The sequence below is a fragment of the Gilliamella apis genome (assembly GCF_030758615.1).
Classification (GTDB): Bacteria; Pseudomonadota; Gammaproteobacteria; order Enterobacterales; family Orbaceae; genus Gilliamella; species Gilliamella apis_A.
Genome location: NZ_CP132381.1, coordinates 2,325,804 through 2,349,693 on the forward strand (window position 1 = coordinate 2,325,804; position 23,890 = coordinate 2,349,693).

Here is a 23,890-nt window from a genome sequence, read left to right on the forward strand (position 1 = left end):
TTTTACTTTTCTGTTGTATCTTGTTTCACTTGCTTTTTATTATTCAACCAACGTTTAAATGCTAGCCAAATTGTAAAAAGTAAACCTAATAGCAATAAAATTACCGGAATTAACATAAGCAACGACATGATTTGCTTTTCATAGGTTTTGAAAACCGGCGATAAGCCGAATAGATAACCTAATGTAACAATTAAGAAAATCCATAATGTCGCACTAATCCAGTTATAGATATGAAACTTGCGACTATGTAAACCCGATAATCCCGCCATCATCGGTAATAAAGTACGCACAAATGCAATAAATCGTCCGATAAATAAAGCTTGTAATCCGTATTTATGAAATAAAACTTCTGATTTACGATGATATTTTTCGGGCAAATGTGCCATCCAATTTTGCACAATTTTAGTATTGCCAAGCCAGCGCCCCTGCGCATAACCAAGCCATGTACCAAATGCGGCGCCCGCAATTAGAATTAAGTTTATTAGACCAAAATGAAAAACATCAAGACTAATCAATACACCGGTTAGAAACAGTAAACTGTCTCCCGGTAAAAAGGCTGCCGGTAATACACCATTTTCTAATAAAATGATAACAAAAAGCATGCCATATAATATCCATAACACATCTGGATTTGAGAGTGTTGCAAGATCCATATGAACAAATGCTTGATAGAGTGTAATGATTGTATCCATTTAGCTTAATTTCTCATTAATGTATTATTGTTAGTGGTTAATAGTACCACCTACTGTTAAATTATTCACTTTTAAAGTCGGTTGTCCAACACCAACCGGTACACTTTGCCCTGCTTTACCACAAACGCCAACACCTGAATCTAATTCTAAATCATTCCCTACCATTGAAATCTGTTGCATAGTTTCAATACCTGATCCAATGAGTGTTGCACCTTTAACCGGCGTAGTAATTTTACCTTTTTCAATTAAATAAGCTTCTGAAGTTGAAAAAACAAATTTACCCGAAGTTATATCAACTTGCCCACCAGCAAAGTTAGGTGCGTATAAACCATAATCAACACTTTGAATAATATCATCAAAGCTCGATGTCCCTGCAAGCATATAGGTATTTGTCATTCTAGGCATTGGTAAGTATGCGTAACCTTCACGACGACCATTACCAGTCGAAAGACAATTCATTAATTTTGCATTAAGCTTATCAAACATATAACCTTTTAAAATGCCATTTTCAATTAATACCGTTTTTTGGCTAGGTGTACCTTCATCATCAATAGAAAGCGAACCTCGACGATGAGCGATGGTACCATCATCAACTATCGTACAAAGTTCTGAGGTAACTTGTTGACCAATTTTATCGGAAAATACCGAACTATTTTTACGATTAAAGTCACCTTCTAATCCATGACCTACTGCCTCATGTAGTAATACGCCGGGCCAACCTGCGCCTAACACCACTGGCATAGTGCCTGCCGGTGCAGGCTTAGCTGAAAGCAATACTAAAAGCTTGGCGCACCGCTTCGCGAGTATAACTATCAATATGGCTTTCACCTGTTTTAACGTTAGTCGTTAAAAAATAGTCATAACCAAATCTGCCACCGCCACCACTGCTACCTCGTTCACGTTTACCATCTTGTTCTACAAGAACTGATACCGATAAGCGAACTAATGGACGAACATCCGCACATAAAGTACCATCAGTAGCCGCAATTAAGATATCTTCATAACTACCAATTAAGCTTGCCGATACTTCGATTACTCTTGAATCGAGCGATCGAGCTAATTTATCCACTTGCTGTAATATGGCAATCTTTTGTTCTTGAGCAAAACTGTTTATTGGATTTATCGAAGGATAGAGCGTAATATTTTCCGCAGTTTTAAATGGTGTAACTGCTATAGGCGTTTGCTGTTTAGTAATTGAATTAGCAGCCAATACACTTTGTTCTAAGCGAGCTAATGATAATTGATCGGTATAAGCAAAACCTGTTTTTTCACCAATAATTGCTCGCACACCTACACCTTGATCACGATGGAAAGAAGCATTTTTGATTATACTATCTTCAAGTGACCAACTTTCATAATAACCGGATAGAAAATATAAATCACCAAAATCAATTTTTCTTGAACTTAACATATCAAGTAAATTCGCTATATTTTGTTGATTTAAGTTATTTGGGTGGAGTAACCTTTCACTCACTTGAGTTACTTTCATAAATTCCTTAATTTACTGATTATAAAAATAAAAAAATTTGTTTCTGACTATCACTTATCAATAGATTTTACTTAGTTTTATGGTTAATACAATTAAACTAATTACATAAGTACAACATCATACTGTTCTTGTATATAAAGTGGTTCAACTTTTACTTCAACTCGTTTACCCACAAAGACTTCAACTTCGGCTAAAGCATGAGACTCATCATTGGTTAATGCATTAGCTACTGCGGCTGATGCATAAACTAAGAAGTACTCCGAGCGATGAGCTTTATAAACACGGACAATCTCACGCAATATTTCATTACATACTGTCTCGACAGATTTAACAATACCACGACCTTTACAAGAGGGACATTCTTCACAAAGAATATGGCCAATACTTTCACGTGTACGCTTACGTGTCATTTCAACTAACCCTAAACCAGAGAAAGTATTAACGGATGTTCGTGCTCGATCTTTAGCTAAAAAATCTTGTAATGATTGTAATACCCGCTCACGGTGAATATCTTCTTGCATATCGATAAAATCGATAATAATAATGCCACCTAAATTACGTAATCTTAATTGGCGAGCAATTGCAATCGTTGCTTCGATATTGGTATTGAAAATGGTTTCTTCTAAATTACGATGACCGACAAATGCACCAGTATTGATATCAATGGTAGTCATGGCTTCGGTTTGGTCGATAATCAAATAACCACCAGATTTTAATTTAACTTTTCTATCTAGTGCTCTTTGAATTTCATTTTCAATATCATAAAGATCGAAAATTGGAATATTGCCACGATAATGGGTTAGTTTACTAGTTACTTCAGGCATAAATTCCTGAGTAAATTCAAGTAACAAGTCATAAGTTAATTTCGAGTCAACTAATATACGTTCGATTGGATCACCAACGAAATCTCGTAATACTCGTTGCGATAAAGCTAGCTCTCCATATACTAAATTTTTACTAACCGGACGAGCCATTCTTTCTTGAATTTTTGTCCATAGCCGTTTTAAAAAATTAGCATCTTGTTCAAGCTCATGGGCGTTTGCCCCTTCTGCCGCGGTTCTAACAATAAAGCCGCCTTCATCAGAGACATACTGTTCAACGATTTTTTTCAGCCGTTCTCGCTCTTCTTCAGATTCTATTCGTTGCGATGTAGCAACATGAGTCGAATTTGGTCCTGGCATTAAAACTAAATACCGTGAAGGTAAAGTTATGTCAGTAGTCAACCTTGCACCTTTAGTTCCTAAAGGATCTTTAACCACTTGCACCATTAAATCTTGACCTTGGCGAACCAGTTCAGAAATATCTTTAACTTGAAATTGCTCTTGATCGCTATCGGAGACACATTCAGTATGTGGCATAATATCTGAAGCATGTAAAAAAGCAGCTTTTTCAAGCCCAATATCCACAAAAGCGGCCTGCATACCCGGTAAGATACGAATCACTTTTCCTTTATAAATATTGCCAACAATTCCGCGACGTGACTCACGGTCAACATGGATCTCTTGTAAAATACCGTCTTCAATATAAGCAACACGAGTCTCTGAAGGTGTCACATTCATTAATAATTCAACAGACATAATGATTCCTTTTTAATTGATAGCAAAGTTCCGTCTTATTATTCGTAAGAATAGATAAATCACTATCCATAGTAGCCCATCAACACAACTAGATACTAAAATTAAAGGCGAAATCGTTATGGTGTGATAAATAGTAACCTGAAACATAAATACTAAAAAATTGTAACAAAGTGATACAGCAAAGATGACAATTGCTTGCTGCCAGAGCGCTAAATTACGAATTAATTGAAATTTAAATAGTAGCAAGTAAGCCATACAGGAAAAAATAAACGCATGAATACCGAGAATAGATCCGGAAAATAGGTCCAAGACTATGCCTAGTATAAAAGCCATGCCCATTCCAATACGATGAGGAAGTGCTATTAACCAATAAGCCATAATTAACATTAATAAATGCGGTTTAAGTATATTATAATCAGCTGACCATGGAATAATCTGCACACATAAACCAATCAACAGTGTAAACCAGATAATCAAAATACTAAATCGATTATTCCCCCTCATGTTTTACTCCTTGCTCGCCCCATAGTAATAATAAATAACGTAAACGTTTTAAATCCGCTGTAGGTGTAGCAGAAATAATTGGGGTTGAATCACTAATATCAAGTTTCACAGAGCTTACCACTGCCACTGGATAGCCTTCAGGGAAGCGACCATCAAGTCCCGAAGTAACTAAAACATCACCAACTTTGATATCAACATTGTTAGGTAAAAAATCAAGGGTTAAATCATTACTACATCCATTACCAACTGCCACCATAGAAATATCGTTTCTTAGTACTTGTACAGGGATTGCATGTTGATAATCACAGACTAATATCGCACGGCTGGTTGATTGGGCTGTTTGATAAATTTGTCCAACAATTCCTTTCTCATCTACAACTGGTTGGCCAACATAAACACCATTATTTTTCCCCTTATTGATAACAACTTGATAAACATAAGGATCGGTATCAGCAAGTAAAACTTGAGCAGCCATTTTATGTTCATCATGCCTTAACGGTGAGCCTAATAATCCTCTAAGGCGATCGTTTTCATGTTTTAAATGTTCAAGTAATAGTAGATCACTTTTCTGTTGCATTAACGTTTCTTGCAATTTGGTATTTTCATTAATTAATGCTTCTTGTGTTTTTGACATTTCATAAAGGGAGTCAAATGATGATTTTGGCGCATTTGAAACATTATAAAGTGGTGAAATTATGGTATCTAAATAATAACGAACCTCTTTAAAAGGACGATAATTAATATCTAATACGATTAGCACCAGAGCGAGTGTTAGCGCAATAAATAATTGTACACTCAGAGGCGAACGCTTAGAAAAAAGTAATTTCATTGTTCAGTATTTACCTGTTATATACTTAGTAGTTAACTATTCTAATATATGACTCCGCCGACAATGTCGGCGGATAAAATGAAATAGTTGGTTACTTATTAGTAATTATTTAATGTTATTCTTCACTAAAGAGATCACCACCATGCATATCAACCATATCAAGTGCTTTACCACCACCACGCGCTACACAAGTTAGTGGATCTTCAGCGACAACAACATGGATACCAGTTTCAGCGGATAACAATTTATCAATATTACGTAATAATGCACCGCCACCAGTTAATACCATACCATGTTCAGAAATATCTGAAGCAAGTTCTGGTGGACATTGTTCAAGCGCTACTTTAACCGCGCTAACAATGCCACTTAATGGCTCTTGCAATGCTTCTAATATTTCATTTGAATTTAAGGTAAAGCTACGTGGTACACCTTCGGCTAAATTACGGCCACGCACTTCAATTTCAAGTACTTCATCACCAGGATAAGCACTACCGATAAAGTGCTTAATTTTCTCAGCAGTTGCTTCACCAATTAATGCACCATAATTACGACGAACATAATTGATAATTGCTTCATCAAAGCGGTCACCACCAATACGTGCCGACGCAGAATAAACCACACCATTTAACGAAATAACGGCGACTTCAGTTGTACCACCACCGATATCAACCACCATTGAGCCAGTCGGTGCTGAAACAGGTAAATCAGCGCCAATAGCCGCAGCCATTGGTTCTTCAATTAAATAAACTTCACGTGCGCCAGCACCTAATGCTGATTCACGAATAGCCCTGCGTTCAACTTGAGTAGCACCTACAGGTACACAAACTAGTACACGCGGACTTGGTCTTAAAAAACTATGACTATGAACTTGTCGGATAAAGTACTGTAACATTTTTTCAGTTACGGAAAAGTCTGCAATTACACCATCTTTCATTGGTCTAATCGCTGCAATATTACCAGGTGTTCGTCCTAGCATCTGTTTCGCAGCATGGCCAACTGCAGCAACACTTTTAGGTGTTCCAGAGCGATCTTGACGAATGGCAACAACTGAAGGTTCGTTAAGTACAATGCCTTGCCCTTTAACATAAATAAGCGTATTGGCTGTACCTAAATCAATCGATAAATCATTTGAAAACAAGCCGCGAACTTTTTTGAACATAATAAAAACTCTTCCTAGAATTAATCTTGTTTGTATATATTTGAGTATTTAGAAGCAAACTAAGGCATCTACAGAATATATATTTCTAAATTTTATCCGATAAATAAGAGATTATTTAGCAGATAAAAACCACAGCCAGCCTCAATTATAATTAAGGGTTACTATTGTATCGCAATTCTAAAATAATACCTAGAAAATAGTATAACAAGTGTTTGTAAAGGAGATATATAATGACAAATTACGATTTACAGTGTATCCTTCCGCGTTAATGTTGAGTTACAAACTTAGTATCGAATTAAAAGGTAACTTTTAAAGTATTAAGTATACATTAAAATAATTTTTATTTATTTCAAATAAACACGGTGTAATTCATGGATATACGCAAAATTAAAAAGTTAATTGAATTAGTAGAAGAGTCAGGTATTTCTGAACTTGAAATTTCTGAAGGTGAAGAATCAGTTCGGATTAGTCGAGCTATGCCTGCCGCAAACTATTCTGCGCCAGTGCAAAATATTCAAATTCCTCAACCAACTCCAGTTGTGGTTGCCCCAACGGTTGAAGCAGAAGTCATCGCAGATACCAATACAATTAATGGTACAACAATAAAATCACCAATGGTTGGTACATTTTATCGTACCCCTAGTCCGGAATCGAAAGCATTTGTTGAAGTCGGCCAATCGGTAAATGTTGGTGATGTGCTTTGCATTGTTGAAGCGATGAAAATGATGAACCAAATTGAATCAGAAAAAGCAGGGACTATTAAAGCTATCTTAGTTGAAAATGGTCAACCAGTTGAATTCGATCAACCGCTATTCATTATTGAATAATCAGAAATTATTAATTAACTTAGACGATTAAGAGATTGAATATGCTTGATAAAATTCTTATTGCTAACCGCGGAGAGATTGCTCTTCGCATCTTACGAGCATGTAAAGAACTTGGAATTAAAACTGTCGCTGTTCACTCTTCGGCAGATAAAGATTTAAAACATGTTTTACTTGCAGACGAAACGGTTTGCATTGGTCCAGCAGCTTCTGCCAAAAGTTATCTTAATATCCCTGCCTTAATTTCTGCCGCCGAAGTAACAGGCGCAGCAGCTATTCATCCAGGATATGGTTTTTTATCTGAAAATGCAGACTTTGCTGAACAAGTCGAACGTTCTGGCTTTATATTTATTGGTCCAAAACCAGATACTATCCGCTTAATGGGCGATAAAGTATCGGCAATTGAAGCAATGAAGAAAGCCGGTGTACCTTGTGTTCCTGGTTCTGATGGTCCACTTGGTAGCAATATGGACACCAACAAACAGATTGCGAAAAAAATTGGTTATCCAGTGATTATTAAAGCATCTGGCGGTGGTGGTGGCCGCGGAATGCGTATTGTTCGAGAAGAAAAAGACCTCGAACAATCAATCAAAATGACTAAACTTGAAGCGAAAACAGCGTTTAATAATGACATGGTTTATATGGAAAAATTCCTTGAAAACCCACGTCATATTGAAATTCAAGTGCTATCTGATGGTCAAGGTCATGCCGTTTACTTAGGCGAACGTGACTGTTCAATGCAACGACGCCATCAAAAAGTCGTTGAAGAAGCACCGGCTGTTGGCATCACACCAGAAATGCGTAAATTCATCGGCGAACGTTGTGTAAATGCATGTATTGAAATTGGTTATCGTGGTGCAGGTACTTTTGAATTTTTATTTGAAAACGGTGAATTCTATTTCATTGAAATGAATACCCGTATTCAAGTAGAACATCCAGTTACTGAAATGGTGACAGGCGTTGATCTAATTCGTGAGCAGATTCTTATTGCTGCTGGGCAACCTTTATCTATCAAGCAAAGCGATATTGAAATTAAAGGTCATGCCATTGAATGTCGAATAAATGCTGAAGATCCAAAAACGTTTATGCCATCTCCAGGTAAAATCACTCGCTTCCATGCACCTGGTGGGTTTGGTATTCGTTGGGAATCTCATATATATGCTGGTTATGCGGTACCACCTTATTATGATTCAATGATTGGTAAGTTAATCGCTTATGGAGAGACTCGAGAAGTTGCTATTGCCCGCATGAAAAATGCATTAGCAGAACTGGTTATCGATGGAATAAAAACCAATATCGAACTTCATATAGAAATTATGAATGATGAAGGCTTCATGAAAGGTGGCACAAACATTCATTATTTAGAAAAGAAATTAGGTATTTATGAGTAAAAATAAGCCCTCACTACGTTGAGGGCTTATTGCTGTATAGAAGTAAATAAAGTATAGGTAACACATATGAAGAGTTGGAAAAAAACCGCTGAGGAAATCTTAACATTAGGCCCTGTTGTACCGGTTATTGTTATTGAACGTTTAGAAGATGCTGTTCCATTAGCAAAAGCATTAATTGCTGGAGGAGTTAAAGTTCTAGAGGTTACATTAAGAACTGAATGTGCACTTGATGCCATTAAAAAAATCATCAAGGAAGTGCCTGAAGCTGTAGTTGGTGCAGGAACAGTAACCACTGTTGAACAACTTAAACAAGTAACTGAAGCTGGTGTTGAATTTATTATTACACCAGGGATTACAGATTCAATTTTAAAAGCAGCAGTTGAAGGGACAGTTCCTGTTATTCCTGGAATAGCAACAATTTCAGAATTATTAACCGCTCAAGAATATGGTTTGACTGCATTAAAATTCTTCCCAGCAGAAATCAATGGCGGTGTTGCGGCGTTAAAAGCTTTTGCTGGTCCTTGTGGTTATATGAAGTTTTGCCCAACTGGCGGTGTAAATCCGAAAAACTATCGCGATTATCTAGCTCTTGATAATGTACTATGTGTTGGTGGAACTTGGTTTATCCCTACCGATGCAATAGCTAAAGGTGATTTTGCTAAAATCACTGAAATGGCTAAAGAAGCGGTTGCCGGTGCTAAATAATACTTTTCCGCCGACATTGGTCGGCGGTTTATTTTGATTCGCTATTCTGATTTAATTAACTTCTAAGCCCTCTGCCACTTTCAATAAATTTCCACGCTAACAGATATAATATACTGACAAACAGTAATAACATTGAAAAAGTAACTATCAATGACACATCACTAACACCTAAAAAGCCATAACGAAAACCATTAATCATATAAACAATTGGATTAAGTTTAGAAACCCATTGCCAAAAAGTGGGTAACATGGTGATTGAATAAAAAACGCCCCCCAAATAAGTTAACGGAGTCAGTACAAAGGTCGGAATAATGCTAATATCATCAAATGTCTTGGCAAATACTGCATTTAATAACCCTGCTAATGAAAACAAAATTGAGGTTAGTAATAAGGTGAAAATGACAAAAGGCCATGAATAAACTTGGTATCTTACAAACAATAGCGACACAATAGTAACTAAAACGCCTGTTAATAAGCCACGCATGACACCGCCACCGACATATCCCAAAATAATAATATGAGTAGGCACTGGTGCAACTAATAGCTCCTCTATATTACGTTGAAATTTAGCACTAAAAAATGAAGAACAAACGTTAGTATAAGAGTTTGTAATTACCGACATCATAATTAAACCGGGGACAATAAATGCCATATAGCTAAAACCACCCATGTCTCCAACTCGAGAACCAATCAAATTACCAAAGATAACAAAATAAAGTGACATAGTAATAACTGGAGGAATCAATGTTTGGATCCAAATCCTTAAAAATCGGGTAACTTCTTTACGCCAAATACTTTTTAAGGCAATCCAATATAAATTATTCATCAATAGCTCCTTTAGCTTTTGTATCGTTATGTAATAAATCTACAAATAATTCTTCTAGTCGATTGGCTTTATTACGAACACTAATCACTTTAATATTTTGTTGATTGAGTTGTTCAAATAGTTGATTTAATCCATGTTGTTTATCTACACTGACTTCTAACATTCCCGATTCGACCTCGGTATAATGATAACCTTGAAGATAGATTGGTGTAGCTGTTGGTACATAATCAATGATGATTGTTTCGGATTGACTTTTTGCTAGCAGATCACGCATTGATGAATTAGCAACTAATTCACCACGCTGAATAATACCTATGTGGCGACATAGCATTTCAGCTTCTTCCAAATAGTGAGTCGTTAATATAATGGTAATACCTTGACGATTAATTTCTCGTAGAAAATCCCACATAGAACGGCGTACTTCAATATCAACCCCTGCGGTTGGTTCATCAAGAATGAGTAATTTTGGTTCATGGATAAGTGCTCTAGCTATCATCAGCCGTCTTTTCATTCCACCGGATAACATACAGGCTCGACTGTGTCGTTTATCCCACAAATCCAAAATACGTAGATATTTTTCTGCTCGTTGCAAAGCTAATTTGCGTGGCAAGCCATAGTAACCACCTTGATTGGTAACAATTTGTAAGACTTCTTCAAATTGGTTAAAGTTGAACTCCTGCGGGACCAGACCTAATTGCCTTTTTGCATTAACAACATCGCGGTCTAAATCATATCCAAAGATTTTAACCTGCCCAGAGGTTTTGGTAACTAAAGAACTAATTATACCAATGGTGGTTGATTTACCTGCACCATTAGGACCGAGCAAAGCGTAAAAATCCCCTGCTTGCACGGTTAAATTAATTCCTTTTAATGCTTCTACACCATTTTTATATTTTTTCTTGAGCGCTATGAGCTCTAGTGCGGGCGTTGATGACATAAAATGAATCCTAACTCTTTAATTTGTTATTTATATAATATGATATCATGTTTGACCGATCGACAATATTGTTATGATTTTAAGATTAATTCAATTTTTAATGCTAACAATATAATTATTAGATAAATATAAGATTAAGGATTGCAGGTTATGATCAAAATTGGTTTGGTTTCAGTATCGGATAGAGCATCACAAGGTGTTTATCAAGATGAAGGTATTCCAGCGCTGTTATCATGGTTACAGACAGCCTTAAAAACACCATTTATTACCGAACAACGTATTATTCCTGATGAACAACTAATCATTGAAGAGATTTTATGCGAATTGGTAGATAAGTTGCAATGCCATCTAATATTAACTACTGGCGGTACAGGGCCAGCAATTAGAGATGTTACTCCAGATGCAACCTTAGCAATTGCTGACCGATTAATGCCAGGTTTTGGCGAACAAATGCGGCAAATTAGTTTGCATTTTGTTCCTACGGCAATTTTATCCAGACAAGTGGGTGTCATTAGAAAGCAATGTTTAATTTTAAACTTACCAGGCAGGCCTAAATCAATTAAAGAAACCCTTGAAGGCGTGAAAGATGAACAAGGAAATACTATTGTCACAGGTATCTTTGCAAGTGTTCCATATTGTATTGATTTATTAGATGGTCCTTATATCGAAACTCATAATCATGTTGTTCAAGCTTTCCGACCTAAAAATGCTAGCAAATCTAATCTTTAATTTTATGCAAACATCATGCATAATTATGTAAATTAATCTTTTAACAGCGCTGGTATGATAATAGCAACATTACCTCAATGGCAAATAATGACGTTATTTAAGATGATAATTAGGTAATTTTAGATAACGAGTTAATATGATTAATAAACACTACTGGCGTAATAGGCCATAAATTTAATTTAAAGGAACAGTATGAAACAAAATGATCTCACTAAAACTTTTAAAGAAATGTTATTACAAGAAAAGTTTAGTTCTCAGATAGGTATCGTACAGGCCTTACAGGAACAAGGGTTTGATAATATAAATCAGTCCAAAGTATCCAGAATGTTAACCAAATTTGGCGCAGTAAGAACTCGCAATGCAAAATCTGAAATGGTCTACTGCTTACCAGCCGAAATGAGCGTACCAACCACTAGTAGTCCACTGAAGAATTTAGTATTGGATATTGATTACAATAGTTCAATGGTCGTTATCCGTACCAGTCCTGGCGCAGCTCAACTAATTGCTAGACTTTTAGATTCAATTGGTAAATCAGAGGGAATTTTAGGCTCTATTGCTGGTGATGATACGATTTTTAGCACTCCAACTAAAGATTGTTCGGTTAAGAAACTGTATCAAACTATTATTGAATTATTTGAGCGAAGCTTATAAAAAAGAATTTATTTTAAGCCAGACCAATAATTTTTTTTAATATTTAAGCTATTGACACACTTGGTTAAATCGTTAATCCTATATAACACTGATTTTGTAACCAATATTACAAAAAAAAGAAGAGGCGCATTACTCAGGTAGATCATTTTAGGAACTGGAGCCGTAAAAAGATGATTAAGGGGGTGTAATGCCGAGGTTCGATTGTTATTCCAGAAAGCAATTGAATCGGCTACAAGGGCTGAATCCCTTGGGTTGTCACCCTAACAGGTGGAGCGCTTCACGGTATGTGTTTTTTTAAACGGTAGTAATGCATGCCCGCTCTATCTCTGTTAAAAATAAGAATTTTTAATATGAGGAATCCATGGAAACATCATTTATAATTGCTAAATTCGGTGGTACTAGCGTTGCAGATTATCCAGCAATGGTCAACAGTGCCAATATTGTTCTAGCTAATCCTAATGTCAAAGTTGTCGTATTATCTGCCTCAGCAGGTATAACCAATTTATTGGTAGCATTAGCTGAGGGTCGTGATGCCAATGTCAGAGCAAAACACATCGCCAAAATTCAATCAATTCAATATAATATCTTAGAAAATCTACCTGAAAATCAAGCTCTACGCACTGAAATTGACCAAATTATTGCCAATATTGCTTCATTATCTGAAGCCGCAAGTTTAGCAACCTCACCGGCATTAACCGATGAATTAGTTAGCCATGGTGAAATAATGTCATCAAAACTGTTTGTTGAGATACTAAAACATCAACAAAAAAATGCCATTTGGTTTGATGTCCGTAAAGTAATGCGCACCGATGATAAATTTGGTAAAGCAGTACCGAAAATTGATGAAATCAAACAACTCTGTTGTGCACATTTAAAATCCCTCAACCCAGAAACTATCGTCGTTACTCAAGGATTTATTGGCAGTGAAAGTTCAGGTAAAACCACAACTTTAGGTCGAGGCGGAAGCGATTATACCGCTGCTTTACTTGGCGAAGCATTAAATGCTACCCAAATTGATATCTGGACCGATGTTGCTGGTATTTATACCACCGATCCTCGGATTACCTCTGCTGCAAAACGTATTGATGAAATATCGTTTGCCGAAGCCGCTGAAATGGCCACTTTTGGAGCTAAAGTTTTGCACCCAGCAACACTAGTACCAGCAGTGCGTAGCAATATTCCGGTATTTGTTGGATCAAGCAAAGCACCACAAGACGGAGGAACTATTGTCTATAATACTCATAGTATTAAATCTTCATTACCTTCGTTCAGAGCATTAGCACTTCGTCGTCAACAGACATTATTGACTTTAACCAGTTTAAATATGCTACATGCACAAGGCTTTTTAGCTAATGTATTTAATATATTGGCAAAACACAATATCTCGGTCGATTTAGTGACAACATCTGAAGTCAGCATTGCATTAACCATTGATACCACAGGCACAAATACCAATGGTAACAGCTTATTAACTAAAGCGTTATTTGATGAGTTATCAACGGTTTGCCATGTTGAAGTTGAAGAAGATTTAGCGTTGATTGCTATAATTGGTAATAATCTGACCTCAACTAAAGGTATAGCAAAAGAAGTTTTCGGTGCTTTAGATGATTTTATTATTCGTCTATGTTGTTACGGTGCTAGTACGCATAATCTTTGCTTACTAGCAAGAAGTAATGATGCAGAAGATGTGATCAAAGTTTTACACAAAACTATTTTTGAATAATGACTTAATGGGAGCGATTATATTATCGCTCCTTGCAAATAATGATATTAATCTTCACTTAAGCAATACTAAAAATTTCTAGAATATTTGAAAAAATAATTGTAAACTACACTCAATATTTGTATGGAAGGCTATTGTTGGTAATGCTGTGACATACATTTATCGCTACACAGTTCTTAGTATTAATCATTTTTCTTCATTCTTTGATAACAATTTTTTTAAAGCTGTAAATATTACGTTTTATTAATTAGTTATATCTTTCACAACGATTATTTTCATCTTCAATATGTTTTAAGCTATACAAAAAGTAACTTTTAACTTAATTAGACGAAGGAAACTATCATGGGTATTTTAAGCTGGATTATTCTAGGATTAATTGCTGGATGGATTGCTAAGTTTTTTATGCCATTAGGACAAGTTGGTGTGCTTAAAACCATTCTACTTGGTGTGGCAGGTGCATTAGTTGGTGGTTACATTAGTACATTCTTCGGTTGGGGTAGTGTAACTGGTTTTAACTTCCCAAGTTTATTTATTTCGGTTCTTGGCGCTATTTTATTGATTTATATTTATCGGTTAATAAAATAGAATTATTTAATAAAATGACGAGGACATTTACTCGTCATTTTATATCAGATTCAATCAAATCCTCTTCTAACAATTTTAATCTGCACTGATTAAACCATAAACAATTTTAATACAATCACTATTTGTACTGTTTTTAATCTTTAAGATTAGCAAAAGTCATTCCGCCATACTCTGATTTTTGTTATATTAACGATTAATCACAATCTGACATGAGCAGTAATTTATAATGTTAAAAATCTTTAATACACTAACTCGAGAAAAAGAGATATTTCAACCTATTACAGCTAATAAAGTTGGACTATATGTCTGTGGCGTTACCATTTATGATCTTTGCCACATTGGCCATGGTCGTACTTTTGTTGCATTTGATGTTGTTACTCGCTATTTACGTTTTTTAGGTTACGATCTGACTTATGTGCGTAATATTACCGATGTCGATGACAAAATCATTAAACGTGCGCTTGAAAATGGCGAAACCTGCGATGAATTAACAGATCGCATGTTAAAAGAGATGTATGCCGATTTTGACGCACTGAATATAAAACGACCTGATGTAGAGCCTCGTGCAACTCGTCATATGTCGCAAATTATCGAGCTTGTAGAAGAGTTAATCAAAAAAGAGCATGCTTATATCGCTGATAATGGTGATGTCATGTTTTCTGTCGATAGTGATCCTAACTACGGCATTTTATCACGTCAAAATTTAGAACAGTTACAAGCAGGCGCTCGCGTTGATGTCGTTGATGTAAAACGCAATCCAATGGATTTTGTGCTTTGGAAAATGTCAAAACCTAACGAACCGAGTTGGGATTCTCCATGGGGTAAAGGCCGACCAGGTTGGCATATTGAATGCTCGGCTATGAATAGTCATCAGTTAGGCAATCATTTTGATATCCATGGTGGCGGATCTGACTTAATGTTCCCACATCATGAAAATGAAATCGCCCAATCAACCTGTGCCCATAATGGTCAATATGTAAATTACTGGATGCACTCAGGTATGGTGATGATTGACCAAGAAAAGATGTCTAAATCACTTAATAATTTTTTCACCATTCGTGATGTATTAGAGCATTATGATGCAGAGACTGTGCGTTATTTTTTATTATCAGGTCATTATCGTAGCCAGCTTAATTATAGTGAGGAAAATTTAAAGCAAGCTAGAACTGCTTTAGAAAGACTTTATACTGCTTTACGAGATACTGATACTAATTATCCACATAACACGCCTGATAGTTATTATTATCGACAATTTTGTCAGGCAATGAATGATGATTTCAATACTCCAGAAGCATATTCAACCTTATTTGACTTAGCTCGAGAGATAAATAAAGCTAAAGCAGAAAATGATATGCAATTAGCCAATGAACTTGCTGCTGAATTACGCTATTTATCTTCTGTACTTGGTTTACTTGAACAAGATCCAGTTAAATTTTTACAAGGTAGTAATCAGGATGATAGTGAAACACAACTCATTGAAGCATTAATTAAACAACGTAATGATGCTCGTGCTAGTAAAAATTGGGCTTTAGCTGATGAGGCACGAGATAAACTCAATCAAATGAATATTATTTTAGAAGACGGTGCTAACGGCACAACTTGGCGTAAAAAAAGTTAATGCAATAAACCTAAAATCCCCTAGATTTAATAAAAAATTACTAGGGGATAGATTAACTATTTTTTATCTATTGAGGTTAAAATTCCCCTTAATATATTCAGTTCTTGTTGTTCAATACGGGCACGAGTAAATAATCTTCGTAAACGCCCCATAATTTGTCCCGGATGATTAGGATTAATAAAACCTGTTTGTAATAAGGTTTGCTCTAAATGCTGATAAAATCGTTCAATATCTTGATCTTTAGGATATTGTATGTCATTTACATTCTGATCAACTAATTGTGATAATGAGTCTTGAGCAGACAACATCGACATCCTGATTTCGTAACAAAGAACTTGTACTGACATTGCTAAATTTAAAGAGCTATAGTCAGGATTAGCAGGTATACCGACATGGAAGTGGCATTTTTGTAATTCATCGTTAGTTAACCCAACTCGTTCCCGACCAAAAACTAAAGCCACTTGAGCATGATGAGAAGCTTCGGCAATTATTTTATCCCCGCACTCTTTTGGTGTTAAATTTGGCCATTGTAAGCTTCGTGGCCGAGCACTAGTACCAATAACTAAAGAACAATCGGCAACAGCTTCTTCTAAAGAGGAAAATATTTGTGCCTGTTTGATAATATCACTGGCTCCAGCTGCCAGAGAAATAGACTGAGAGTCTGGCTTTATTATCGGATTAACCAAACAGAGATTAGTTAATCCCATGGTTTTCATTGCACGAGCTGCAGAACCCATATTACCAGTATGGGAAGTTTCAACTAAAACAATCTTAACATTATTTAAATAGTTCACATATTCCTCATTAAATAACACAACTTATACTTCAAATTAACACAAATAAACTACAGTATATAATAAAAAATAGTTTAAAAGCAGTTTCACAAAGGTTAATCGTAACTAGAGATTCATTATTTTAGACAAAGTTCACAAAAAGTTTAATCAAATTGAAATAACCTATTGACGAATTGCAAAAAATTTGTCAATGTAATCAATAGAATAATTATATTAGCTCAATTTGTAAGTAAACATAGTGGAGGTCAATTATGACTTTAAGTATTACCAGTAAACAAATGGATATTACCCCTGCAATTCGTAGCTATCTAGAAGATAAGTTTTCGAAATTAGATAAATGGAGAGCACTGTTAATTAACCCTCACTTTATTTTATCTAAAGAACCTGATGGATTTATTGTTGATGCGACAATTGCAACCAAAGGTTCGCCACTAGTTGCTTCCGCTAAACACTCAGATATGTATGCTGCAATTAATGACTTAGTTGCTAAACTTGAAAAACAACTGAATAAAATCCAACATAAAGGCGAATCTCGCCGTGCATTTGACAGTATAAAAAATACAGTAGTTGAAGAAGAATATTAATTAATAATTCAAAAGTCATAAAAAGGCACTTTAATAGTGCCTTTATTTTTTAGCTTGCTATAATATTGCCATCTATTTCTTATTATATTAATGAATATGACTACCAATCCTTTATTGCCTTTACGCGAAAAAATTAACCGACTCGATCAAAAATTAATTGAAATCCTTGCTGAAAGACGTCAAGTTTCAACCGAAGTTATTCAAACTAAAATAGCGGCTAACATACCTTTACGTGATTTAGCTCGTGAACGCTCACTCATTAAGGCATTAATCGAACAAGGTAAACAATACAATCTTGATGATATTTTAATTAAGCGCCTGTATCAAATTATTATTGAAGATTCAGTGCTACTACAACAGAAACTTTTACAAGAAAAATTGAATCAAGGGGCTATTTCCTCAGCAAATATTGCCTTTTTAGGACCCAAAGGATCATATTCACATTCAGCAGCCCGCCGTTATGCGAGTACCCACTTTGATCAGTTAACTGAATCAAGCTGCAGTACGTTTAAAGATGTGTTTGAAAAGATCGAGTCAAAAGTTGTTGATTATGGAATTTTGCCGATAGAGAATTCTAGTTCCGGCTCTATCAATGAAGTTTATGATTTGTTACAAAAAACCAATTTACATATTATTGGTGAACTATCATTACCGATTGATCACTGCGTTTTAGCCATTCCTAGTGCTAAACTTGAGCAAATAGATACCATTTATAGCCACCCGCAACCTTTCCAACAATGCAGTAATTTCCTAGAAAATTATCCACATTGGAAAATTGTTTATTGTGATAGCACTTCATCAGCAATGGAAACTGTTGCTAAATTAAATCAACCTAATATTGCTGCTATGGGTAACAAAGACGGGGGTGAATTATACGGTTTACAGGTTCTTGAGCACAATTTTGCTAATCAAAAAGAGAATATTACCCGTTTTATTGTTTTAGCGCGCGATCCAATCGAAGTTTCCGAACAAATTCCAGCTAAAACCACGATCTTAATGAAAACTGGCCAACAAGCAGGTGCTCTAGTTGATGCCCTATCCGTTTTACGTAATCATAATATTGTTATGACAAAACTTGAATCACGACCTATCCATGGTACACCATGGGAAGAGATGTTTTATATTGATCTACAAGGTAATGTTCATGATTATGAAATGCAAGTCGCGCTTAAAGAATTAGCTGCAATCACTTTATATACCAAAGTACTTGGCTGTTATCCTAGTGATTCAATTACCGCTATTATGTAATGACTAGCATGACAAAAAATTTTGCAAATGCTGTACTTGATTGGTATGAACAGTACGGTAGAAAATCACTACCATGGCAAATTGAAAAAAGCCCCTATCATGTTTGGTTATCCGAAGTCATGTTACAGCAGACACAGGTAGCAACGGTTATTCCATACTTTAAGCGTTTTATTGCACAATTTCCTAAAATTACTGATTTAGCTAAAGCGCCAATTGACGACATATTACATCTTTGGACGGGGCTAGGTTATTATGCTAGGGCACGCAATTTACATAAAGCAGCACAGGTTATCGCTGAAAATTTTGATGGCAAATTTCCAACTAAATTTGAGGATGTGATTGCCTTGCCGGGAGTTGGGCGTTCAACCGCTGGTGCCATTCTATCTCTATCACAAAATCAACATTACCCGATACTTGATGGCAATGTTAAGCGAGTTTTAACCCGATCTTTTGCAATAGAAGGTTGGCCAGGGAATAAAATTGTTGAGAATCAACTTTGGCAATTAAGTGAACAAGTGACACCTAAACATAACGTTGCAAAATTTAATCAAGCAATGATGGATATTGGCGCAATGGTCTGTACACGTTCGAAACCAAAATGCAATTTGTGCCCATTAAACTATTCATGCCTTGCTTATCAGAATGACAGTTGGCAACAATATCCAACCAAAAAACCTAAAAAATCTATACCTGAAAAAATGGCCTATTTTCTAATTCTTGAACATAATAAAGCTATTTGGCTAGAAAAAAGACCTCCGGCTGGGATTTGGGGGGGTTTATATTGTTTACCACAATTCTCAAGCGAGCAAGCATTAACTGACTGGCTGGAAAAGCATGGTATTGAATCCAGCAAATCTAAACAGTTAATAGCCTTTCGTCATACGTTTAGCCATTTTCACTTAGATATTATCCCAATTTACTGTGAGATAAAAAATAACACTAAGTGTTTGGAAGATTCAAATGGTTATTGGTATAAACTTAACTCGGAGAATACCAAAATTGGCTTAGCTACGCCTGTTTATAATTTATTGAATCAATTAGCTTAAACACAAGTATTTAACAGTATCTAATAAACTTTTGATATATAATTAGTCATTATTTATTTTCTTATCTTTTTACTATGAGTAGCAAACAATCCCAAGGGCTATCTGCGTGGTTAGTTTTTTTGATGGCTTTTGCCATTGGCATTACAGTTGCCAGTAATTATTATGCACAACCGCTATTACATTCAATAACTGATGATTTACATATTGCAGTTAAACATGCAGGTTTAATCATTATGGCCGCTCAATTTAGTTATGCTGTTGGTTTACTATTTATCACCCCACTCGGAGATAAAATTGAACGTAAACAGCTAATACTTACATTAATGATATTATCAATCTGTGGACTAATAATTAGTGCGATATCAAAGAATTTATGGATGTTGGTATTAGGTACTGCAATGACAGGCCTATTTTCGACCGTTGCCCAAGTACTCATTCCTTTTGCTGCAACGCTATCACGTCCTGAACATCGAGGTAAAATTGTCGGCACACTAATGAGCGGTATGTTACTTGGTATTCTACTAGGTAGAACATTTGCGGGTTTTGTTTCATCAATAGCCGATTGGCATTATGTTTATTGGATTGCCTCGTCAATTATGACCTTAGTCACTTTATTACTTTGGTTATCATTACCAACTTATAAAAACAACATCGACATTAACTATTTCCAACTGTTATTGTCAATTGGTTCATTGTACAAACAAGAAGCTGTTTTACGCATCAGGTCATTGTTAGCGATTATTTCCTTTGCTTTATTTTCATTATTATGGACACCGCTGGCCTTCTTATTAAGTGATGCTCCTTATCATTATTCTGACTTTATTATTGGTTTGTTCGGTTTGGCTGGCGCAGCAGGCGCATTAGGATCACCCATAGTCGGCAAATTATCAGATCAAGGAAAAGGCTGGTTAGCCACTTCCATTGGTTTGACATTATTACTTGCTGCTTGGCTACCGCTTTCTATTGCCAAGTATTCTCTCGTGGCCTTAATTTTTGGTGTAATCTTATTAGATTTTGCTGTGCAAGTTACCCATGTATCCAATATGAATGCTATTTATCAAATTCGTCCAGAAGCACGTAGCCGTATGAATACTGGTTACATGGTCAGTTATTTTATCGGTGGTATGTTAGGCTCTATTGCTTCTACTTACTTGTATAGCAATTATGGTTGGATAGCAATAATTATTTCCGGAACCGTTTTAGGACTCTTAGGTATACTCTGTTGGGTCTATTATCTTAGAACCGTTCACCATCCTAAACATAAGGCTTAATTAAACTAAAAATTTTGAGGAACGGGGTTTTTAACCATTATCCTCTTTAAGTTTCAGATATTAAACACCATATATTATTTATCTGTTAATATAACTAGTTAGTATTTGAACCATTATTAAAACAGGAGTTACTTATGGCAAAAATATCTTATCTTAATACGCCATTTAAAGTAAAAAATTTATCACTCAAAAATCGCATCGTTATGCCACCAATGTGTCAATATCAAGCAAAAGATGGGTTAGCTAATGATTGGCACTTTGTTCATTACGTTTCTCGGGCGATTGGTGGTGTCGGCTTAATTATTTTAGAAATGACCAATGTAGCGCCTAATGGGCGAATCACACCTAACTGTTTGGGATTATGGAATGATAAACAACGCGATCAACTGAAAGGTATTGTCGATGCTGTTCATGCACAAAATGGTAAAATAGCTATTCAAATTGCCCATGCTGGTCGAAAAGCTTTAGGTGAGTCTGATGTGGTTTCATGTTCTGCAACCCGCTATGATGGCAATGTCGAAGCTAATCCGGAATGGCAATACCAAATGCCAAGAGAATTAACCAAAGATGAAATTATCGACATCATCGAAAAATTTAAACAATCAACGAAACGAGCAGTGGAAGCAGGTTTTGATGCCATTGAATTACATGGTGCTCATGGTTATTTAATTCACCAATTCTGTTCGCCAAAAACGAATTTAAGAACCGATGAATATGGTCAAGATAAATTATTATTCGCTGAACAAGTTATTAAAGCTGCAAAATCTGTTATGCCAAAAGATATGCCATTAATTGTGCGCTTTTCGGCTAAAGAATACGGTACTAACGGTTATGATATTGATTATGGCTGCCAAATTGCCAAACGATTAGCTCAAGCTGGTGCCGATGTTTTAGATGTTAGTGGTGGTGGAGATGGAAAACTGGATCCAGAACACACACCTGATTTTCATGCTGGTTACCAAGTTTATCTAGCCCGAGCAATTAGACAGGTAACCGATTTACCGATTATCACTGTTGGTATGCTTGAAGATCCTTATGTTGCCGATTATGTGCTAAGCACTGGGGATGCTGATTTAGTTGGAATTGGTCGAGGTTTATTGAAAGATCCTTATTGGCCGTTACGAATTCCATCGTCACCATTTATACCAACTTCTTATCAAATATCTTTCAAATAATAGCTACTCATCCTGTGTTCACAAATACAGGATGAGTAATAGATTAAATTTGCATGGCGTATTTGATCAACTGTTTCTTTATTGGTGAAAAGTTGTCAATAGCATTCATACCAACCGTCCTAACCATCTTTTTAAAGGTATTATCGCCATTAAACATATCTTGAATCGTCCGCATAGCTGTTAGCATCACTAATGCATCTTTACGACGAGTAAATTGGAATGATTTTAAGTTTTCCATTAAACCAATATCTTTTTTCTCATCAATAAGCCTTTTGATAGTAGCCACCAACAATGCAGAATCTTGAAAACCTAAATTAACGCCTTGTCCTGCTAATGGATGAATAGTATGAGCAGCATCACCAATTAAGGCTAATCGGTGTTTAATAAATTGTTTGGCAAAACGAGCTTTTAATGGAAAGACCATTCGTGGATTAACCAACTGACATTGCCCTACTTTATCACCGGCTAATTTGAACAATTCGTGGCAAAAATCGGATTCTGTCAGCGATGTTAAAATTTCTGCTTGTGCAGGTTTAGTTGACCATACCAAACAGCTTTTATTAGCTTGCCAAAGTGGTAAAAATGCAACAATACCATTCGGGTAAAAAATCTGTCTGGCGCATGCTTGATGAGGGTATTGTGTTTCAACAGTAGTAATCACTGCGTGGTGAAGATAATTACGCTCAAATACTGATATTTTTTCATGTCTACGTAACCAAGAATGAGCACCATCAGCACCAATAATTAATTTAGCTTGTAAAGTCGTATTATCTGCTAAGGTCAAAAAGGCATAATCATCAGTATAATTATTATCTATAGCCACCTGATTGAAAATAGTAATATTATCTGTTGCTGCCGCAAGTTGATACAAATGGTAAGCGATGAGATTATTTTCTATAATATAGCCGAGATTTTCATAACCATAATCTTTAGCATGAGCCGAAAGATGAGCTAAACCATTCTTTTCCCAGACACCAATTTCACTAAATGAATGAACTCGATTGCTAGCACAAAGATCATGCCAAATACCAATTTGAGAAAAATATCTCTGGCTGGCACCATTTATCGCCGACGCTCTTATACCTATGTCATCAAACTTAAAATCTTGCCATTCATCAACTTTAGTATCAATAATGGCTACCGTTATATCGTATCTGCTTAATGCACAGGCTGTAGCCAAACCGACTAACCCACCACCAACAATGGCGACATCGAATTGCGTTTTCATATCAATATTTTGTTATTGCTTATCAAGCTTATTATCATTTTTGGTTTCAACTTCATCATCATTCATTGCTTTTTTGAAACCTTTTAATGCTGAGCCAAGATCAGAACCTAAATTGCGTAATTTTTTGGTTCCAAAAATTAACACAACTACAGCTAGAAAGACCAAAAGATGTGGGATGCTAAATGACATAATTAAAACCTCTTTTAAAGATATATCTCTATTTGGACTCTGTTACTCAGCAAATAGATTTTAAATAATGGAATTAATTATACTCTTTTTAAGCTGGGATTTCATGACAAGTTAAA

General features: G+C 35.7%; 23 protein-coding genes, 1 pseudogene and 1 riboswitch. Of the genes and pseudogenes, 13 read left to right on the forward strand and 11 right to left on the reverse strand.

Translation table 11 applies throughout. From position 1 onward, the window contains the following. Positions 1-2: 2 nt before the first annotated feature. From RAM17_RS10720 to RAM17_RS10750, 6 genes and pseudogenes are all read right to left on the reverse strand, one after another. Positions 3-692, reverse strand: coding sequence for a DedA family protein (locus tag RAM17_RS10720; protein ID WP_110447290.1), 690 nt, complete (start codon positions 690-692; stop codon positions 3-5). Positions 693-722: 30 nt separating this feature from the next. Next, positions 723-2,181, reverse strand: a pseudogene (tldD, locus tag RAM17_RS12630) (metalloprotease TldD). 101 nt (positions 2,182-2,282) lie between these two features. Beyond that, a complete protein-coding gene (gene rng / locus RAM17_RS10735; RefSeq protein WP_110447288.1) occupies positions 2,283-3,758 on the reverse strand; it encodes a ribonuclease G in 1,476 nt (491 codons plus the stop codon). A 12-nt stretch (positions 3,759-3,770) separates the two neighbouring features. Then, positions 3,771-4,262, reverse strand: coding sequence for a rod shape-determining protein MreD (mreD, locus tag RAM17_RS10740; RefSeq protein WP_110447287.1), 492 nt, complete (start codon positions 4,260-4,262; stop codon positions 3,771-3,773). Continuing rightward, on the reverse strand, positions 4,249-5,091 hold the full coding sequence (mreC, locus tag RAM17_RS10745; protein WP_110447286.1) for a rod shape-determining protein MreC: 843 nt from the start codon (positions 5,089-5,091) through the stop codon (positions 4,249-4,251). Before mreC ends, mreD begins: the two co-directional genes overlap by 14 nt. Positions 5,092-5,206: 115 nt before the next feature. Next, entirely contained in the window at positions 5,207-6,250 is a 1,044-nt protein-coding gene (locus RAM17_RS10750) for a rod shape-determining protein (RefSeq protein WP_065562215.1), read from the reverse strand. 371 nt (positions 6,251-6,621) lie between these two features. On the opposite strand from RAM17_RS10750, the gene accB reads away from it, so the two are divergent. The 3 genes from accB (at position 6,622) to RAM17_RS10765 (ending at position 9,170) form a co-directional block, all read left to right on the forward strand. Continuing rightward, the gene (gene accB / locus RAM17_RS10755) at positions 6,622-7,077 is read left to right on the forward strand and encodes an acetyl-CoA carboxylase biotin carboxyl carrier protein (RefSeq protein WP_110447285.1); all 456 of its coding nucleotides are present in this window, start codon (positions 6,622-6,624) and stop codon (positions 7,075-7,077) included. 41 nt (positions 7,078-7,118) lie between these two features. Then, positions 7,119-8,465 carry an acetyl-CoA carboxylase biotin carboxylase subunit gene (accC, locus tag RAM17_RS10760; protein ID WP_110447284.1) on the forward strand — a complete coding sequence of 449 codons (1,347 nt, stop codon included), beginning with the start codon at positions 7,119-7,121 and terminating at the stop codon, positions 8,463-8,465. Between the two features lie 66 nt (positions 8,466-8,531). Continuing rightward, positions 8,532-9,170, forward strand: coding sequence for a bifunctional 4-hydroxy-2-oxoglutarate aldolase/2-dehydro-3-deoxy-phosphogluconate aldolase (locus tag RAM17_RS10765; RefSeq protein WP_110447283.1), 639 nt, complete (start codon positions 8,532-8,534; stop codon positions 9,168-9,170). A gap of 55 nt (positions 9,171-9,225) precedes the next feature. Here RAM17_RS10765 and RAM17_RS10770 read toward each other — a convergent pair whose 3' ends face one another. Further along, a complete protein-coding gene (locus RAM17_RS10770; protein ID WP_110447282.1) occupies positions 9,226-9,996 on the reverse strand; it encodes an ABC transporter permease in 771 nt (256 codons plus the stop codon). Then, positions 9,989-10,933 (reverse strand): ABC transporter ATP-binding protein, encoded by a 945-nt coding sequence (locus RAM17_RS10775; RefSeq protein ID WP_110447281.1) that lies wholly within the window; start codon positions 10,931-10,933, stop codon positions 9,989-9,991. Before RAM17_RS10775 ends, RAM17_RS10770 begins: the two co-directional genes overlap by 8 nt. Positions 10,934-11,083: 150 nt before the next feature. Between RAM17_RS10775 and mog the strand changes: the two genes are divergently transcribed. From mog to cysS, 5 genes are all read left to right on the forward strand, one after another. Next, on the forward strand, positions 11,084-11,662 hold the full coding sequence (gene mog / locus RAM17_RS10780) for a molybdopterin adenylyltransferase (RefSeq protein WP_110447280.1): 579 nt from the start codon (positions 11,084-11,086) through the stop codon (positions 11,660-11,662). 192 nt (positions 11,663-11,854) lie between these two features. Then, on the forward strand, positions 11,855-12,313 hold the full coding sequence (gene argR / locus RAM17_RS10785; RefSeq protein ID WP_034905059.1) for a transcriptional regulator ArgR: 459 nt from the start codon (positions 11,855-11,857) through the stop codon (positions 12,311-12,313). A gap of 111 nt (positions 12,314-12,424) precedes the next feature. Continuing rightward, positions 12,425-12,599, forward strand: a riboswitch (Lysine riboswitch). A gap of 75 nt (positions 12,600-12,674) precedes the next feature. After that, positions 12,675-14,036, forward strand: coding sequence for a lysine-sensitive aspartokinase 3 (lysC, locus tag RAM17_RS10790; RefSeq protein ID WP_110447279.1), 1,362 nt, complete (start codon positions 12,675-12,677; stop codon positions 14,034-14,036). 342 nt (positions 14,037-14,378) lie between these two features. Further along, positions 14,379-14,621, forward strand: coding sequence for a GlsB/YeaQ/YmgE family stress response membrane protein (locus RAM17_RS10795; protein ID WP_065578554.1), 243 nt, complete (start codon positions 14,379-14,381; stop codon positions 14,619-14,621). Between the two features lie 226 nt (positions 14,622-14,847). Further along, a complete protein-coding gene (cysS, locus tag RAM17_RS10800) occupies positions 14,848-16,239 on the forward strand; it encodes a cysteine--tRNA ligase (protein WP_110447278.1) in 1,392 nt (463 codons plus the stop codon). 56 nt (positions 16,240-16,295) lie between these two features. Here cysS and trmJ read toward each other — a convergent pair whose 3' ends face one another. Continuing rightward, complete coding sequence (gene trmJ / locus RAM17_RS10805; protein ID WP_232350150.1) at positions 16,296-16,976, reverse strand: tRNA (cytosine(32)/uridine(32)-2'-O)-methyltransferase TrmJ; 681 nt, start codon at positions 16,974-16,976, stop codon at positions 16,296-16,298. 308 nt (positions 16,977-17,284) lie between these two features. Here trmJ and raiA point away from each other — a divergent pair, with 308 nt between their 5' ends. The 5 genes from raiA (at position 17,285) to RAM17_RS10830 (ending at position 22,357) form a co-directional block, all read left to right on the forward strand. Then, complete coding sequence (raiA, locus tag RAM17_RS10810; protein ID WP_110447276.1) at positions 17,285-17,617, forward strand: ribosome-associated translation inhibitor RaiA; 333 nt, start codon at positions 17,285-17,287, stop codon at positions 17,615-17,617. Between the two features lie 96 nt (positions 17,618-17,713). Then, a complete protein-coding gene (gene pheA / locus RAM17_RS10815; protein WP_110447275.1) occupies positions 17,714-18,865 on the forward strand; it encodes a bifunctional chorismate mutase/prephenate dehydratase in 1,152 nt (383 codons plus the stop codon). 8 nt (positions 18,866-18,873) lie between these two features. After that, the gene (gene mutY / locus RAM17_RS10820; RefSeq protein WP_110448025.1) at positions 18,874-19,911 is read left to right on the forward strand and encodes an A/G-specific adenine glycosylase; all 1,038 of its coding nucleotides are present in this window, start codon (positions 18,874-18,876) and stop codon (positions 19,909-19,911) included. Between the two features lie 74 nt (positions 19,912-19,985). Continuing rightward, positions 19,986-21,182 (forward strand): MFS transporter, encoded by a 1,197-nt coding sequence (locus tag RAM17_RS10825; RefSeq protein ID WP_110447274.1) that lies wholly within the window; start codon positions 19,986-19,988, stop codon positions 21,180-21,182. Between the two features lie 134 nt (positions 21,183-21,316). Next, positions 21,317-22,357 carry an NADH:flavin oxidoreductase/NADH oxidase gene (locus RAM17_RS10830; protein ID WP_110447273.1) on the forward strand — a complete coding sequence of 347 codons (1,041 nt, stop codon included), beginning with the start codon at positions 21,317-21,319 and terminating at the stop codon, positions 22,355-22,357. A 43-nt stretch (positions 22,358-22,400) separates the two neighbouring features. On the opposite strand, the gene RAM17_RS10835 is transcribed toward RAM17_RS10830, so the two are convergent. Further along, positions 22,401-23,585 carry an FAD-dependent monooxygenase gene (locus RAM17_RS10835; RefSeq protein ID WP_110447272.1) on the reverse strand — a complete coding sequence of 395 codons (1,185 nt, stop codon included), beginning with the start codon at positions 23,583-23,585 and terminating at the stop codon, positions 22,401-22,403. A 12-nt stretch (positions 23,586-23,597) separates the two neighbouring features. After that, positions 23,598-23,774, reverse strand: coding sequence for a Sec-independent protein translocase subunit TatA (gene tatA / locus RAM17_RS10840; RefSeq protein WP_081300038.1), 177 nt, complete (start codon positions 23,772-23,774; stop codon positions 23,598-23,600). Between the last annotated feature and the right edge of the window lie 116 nt (positions 23,775-23,890).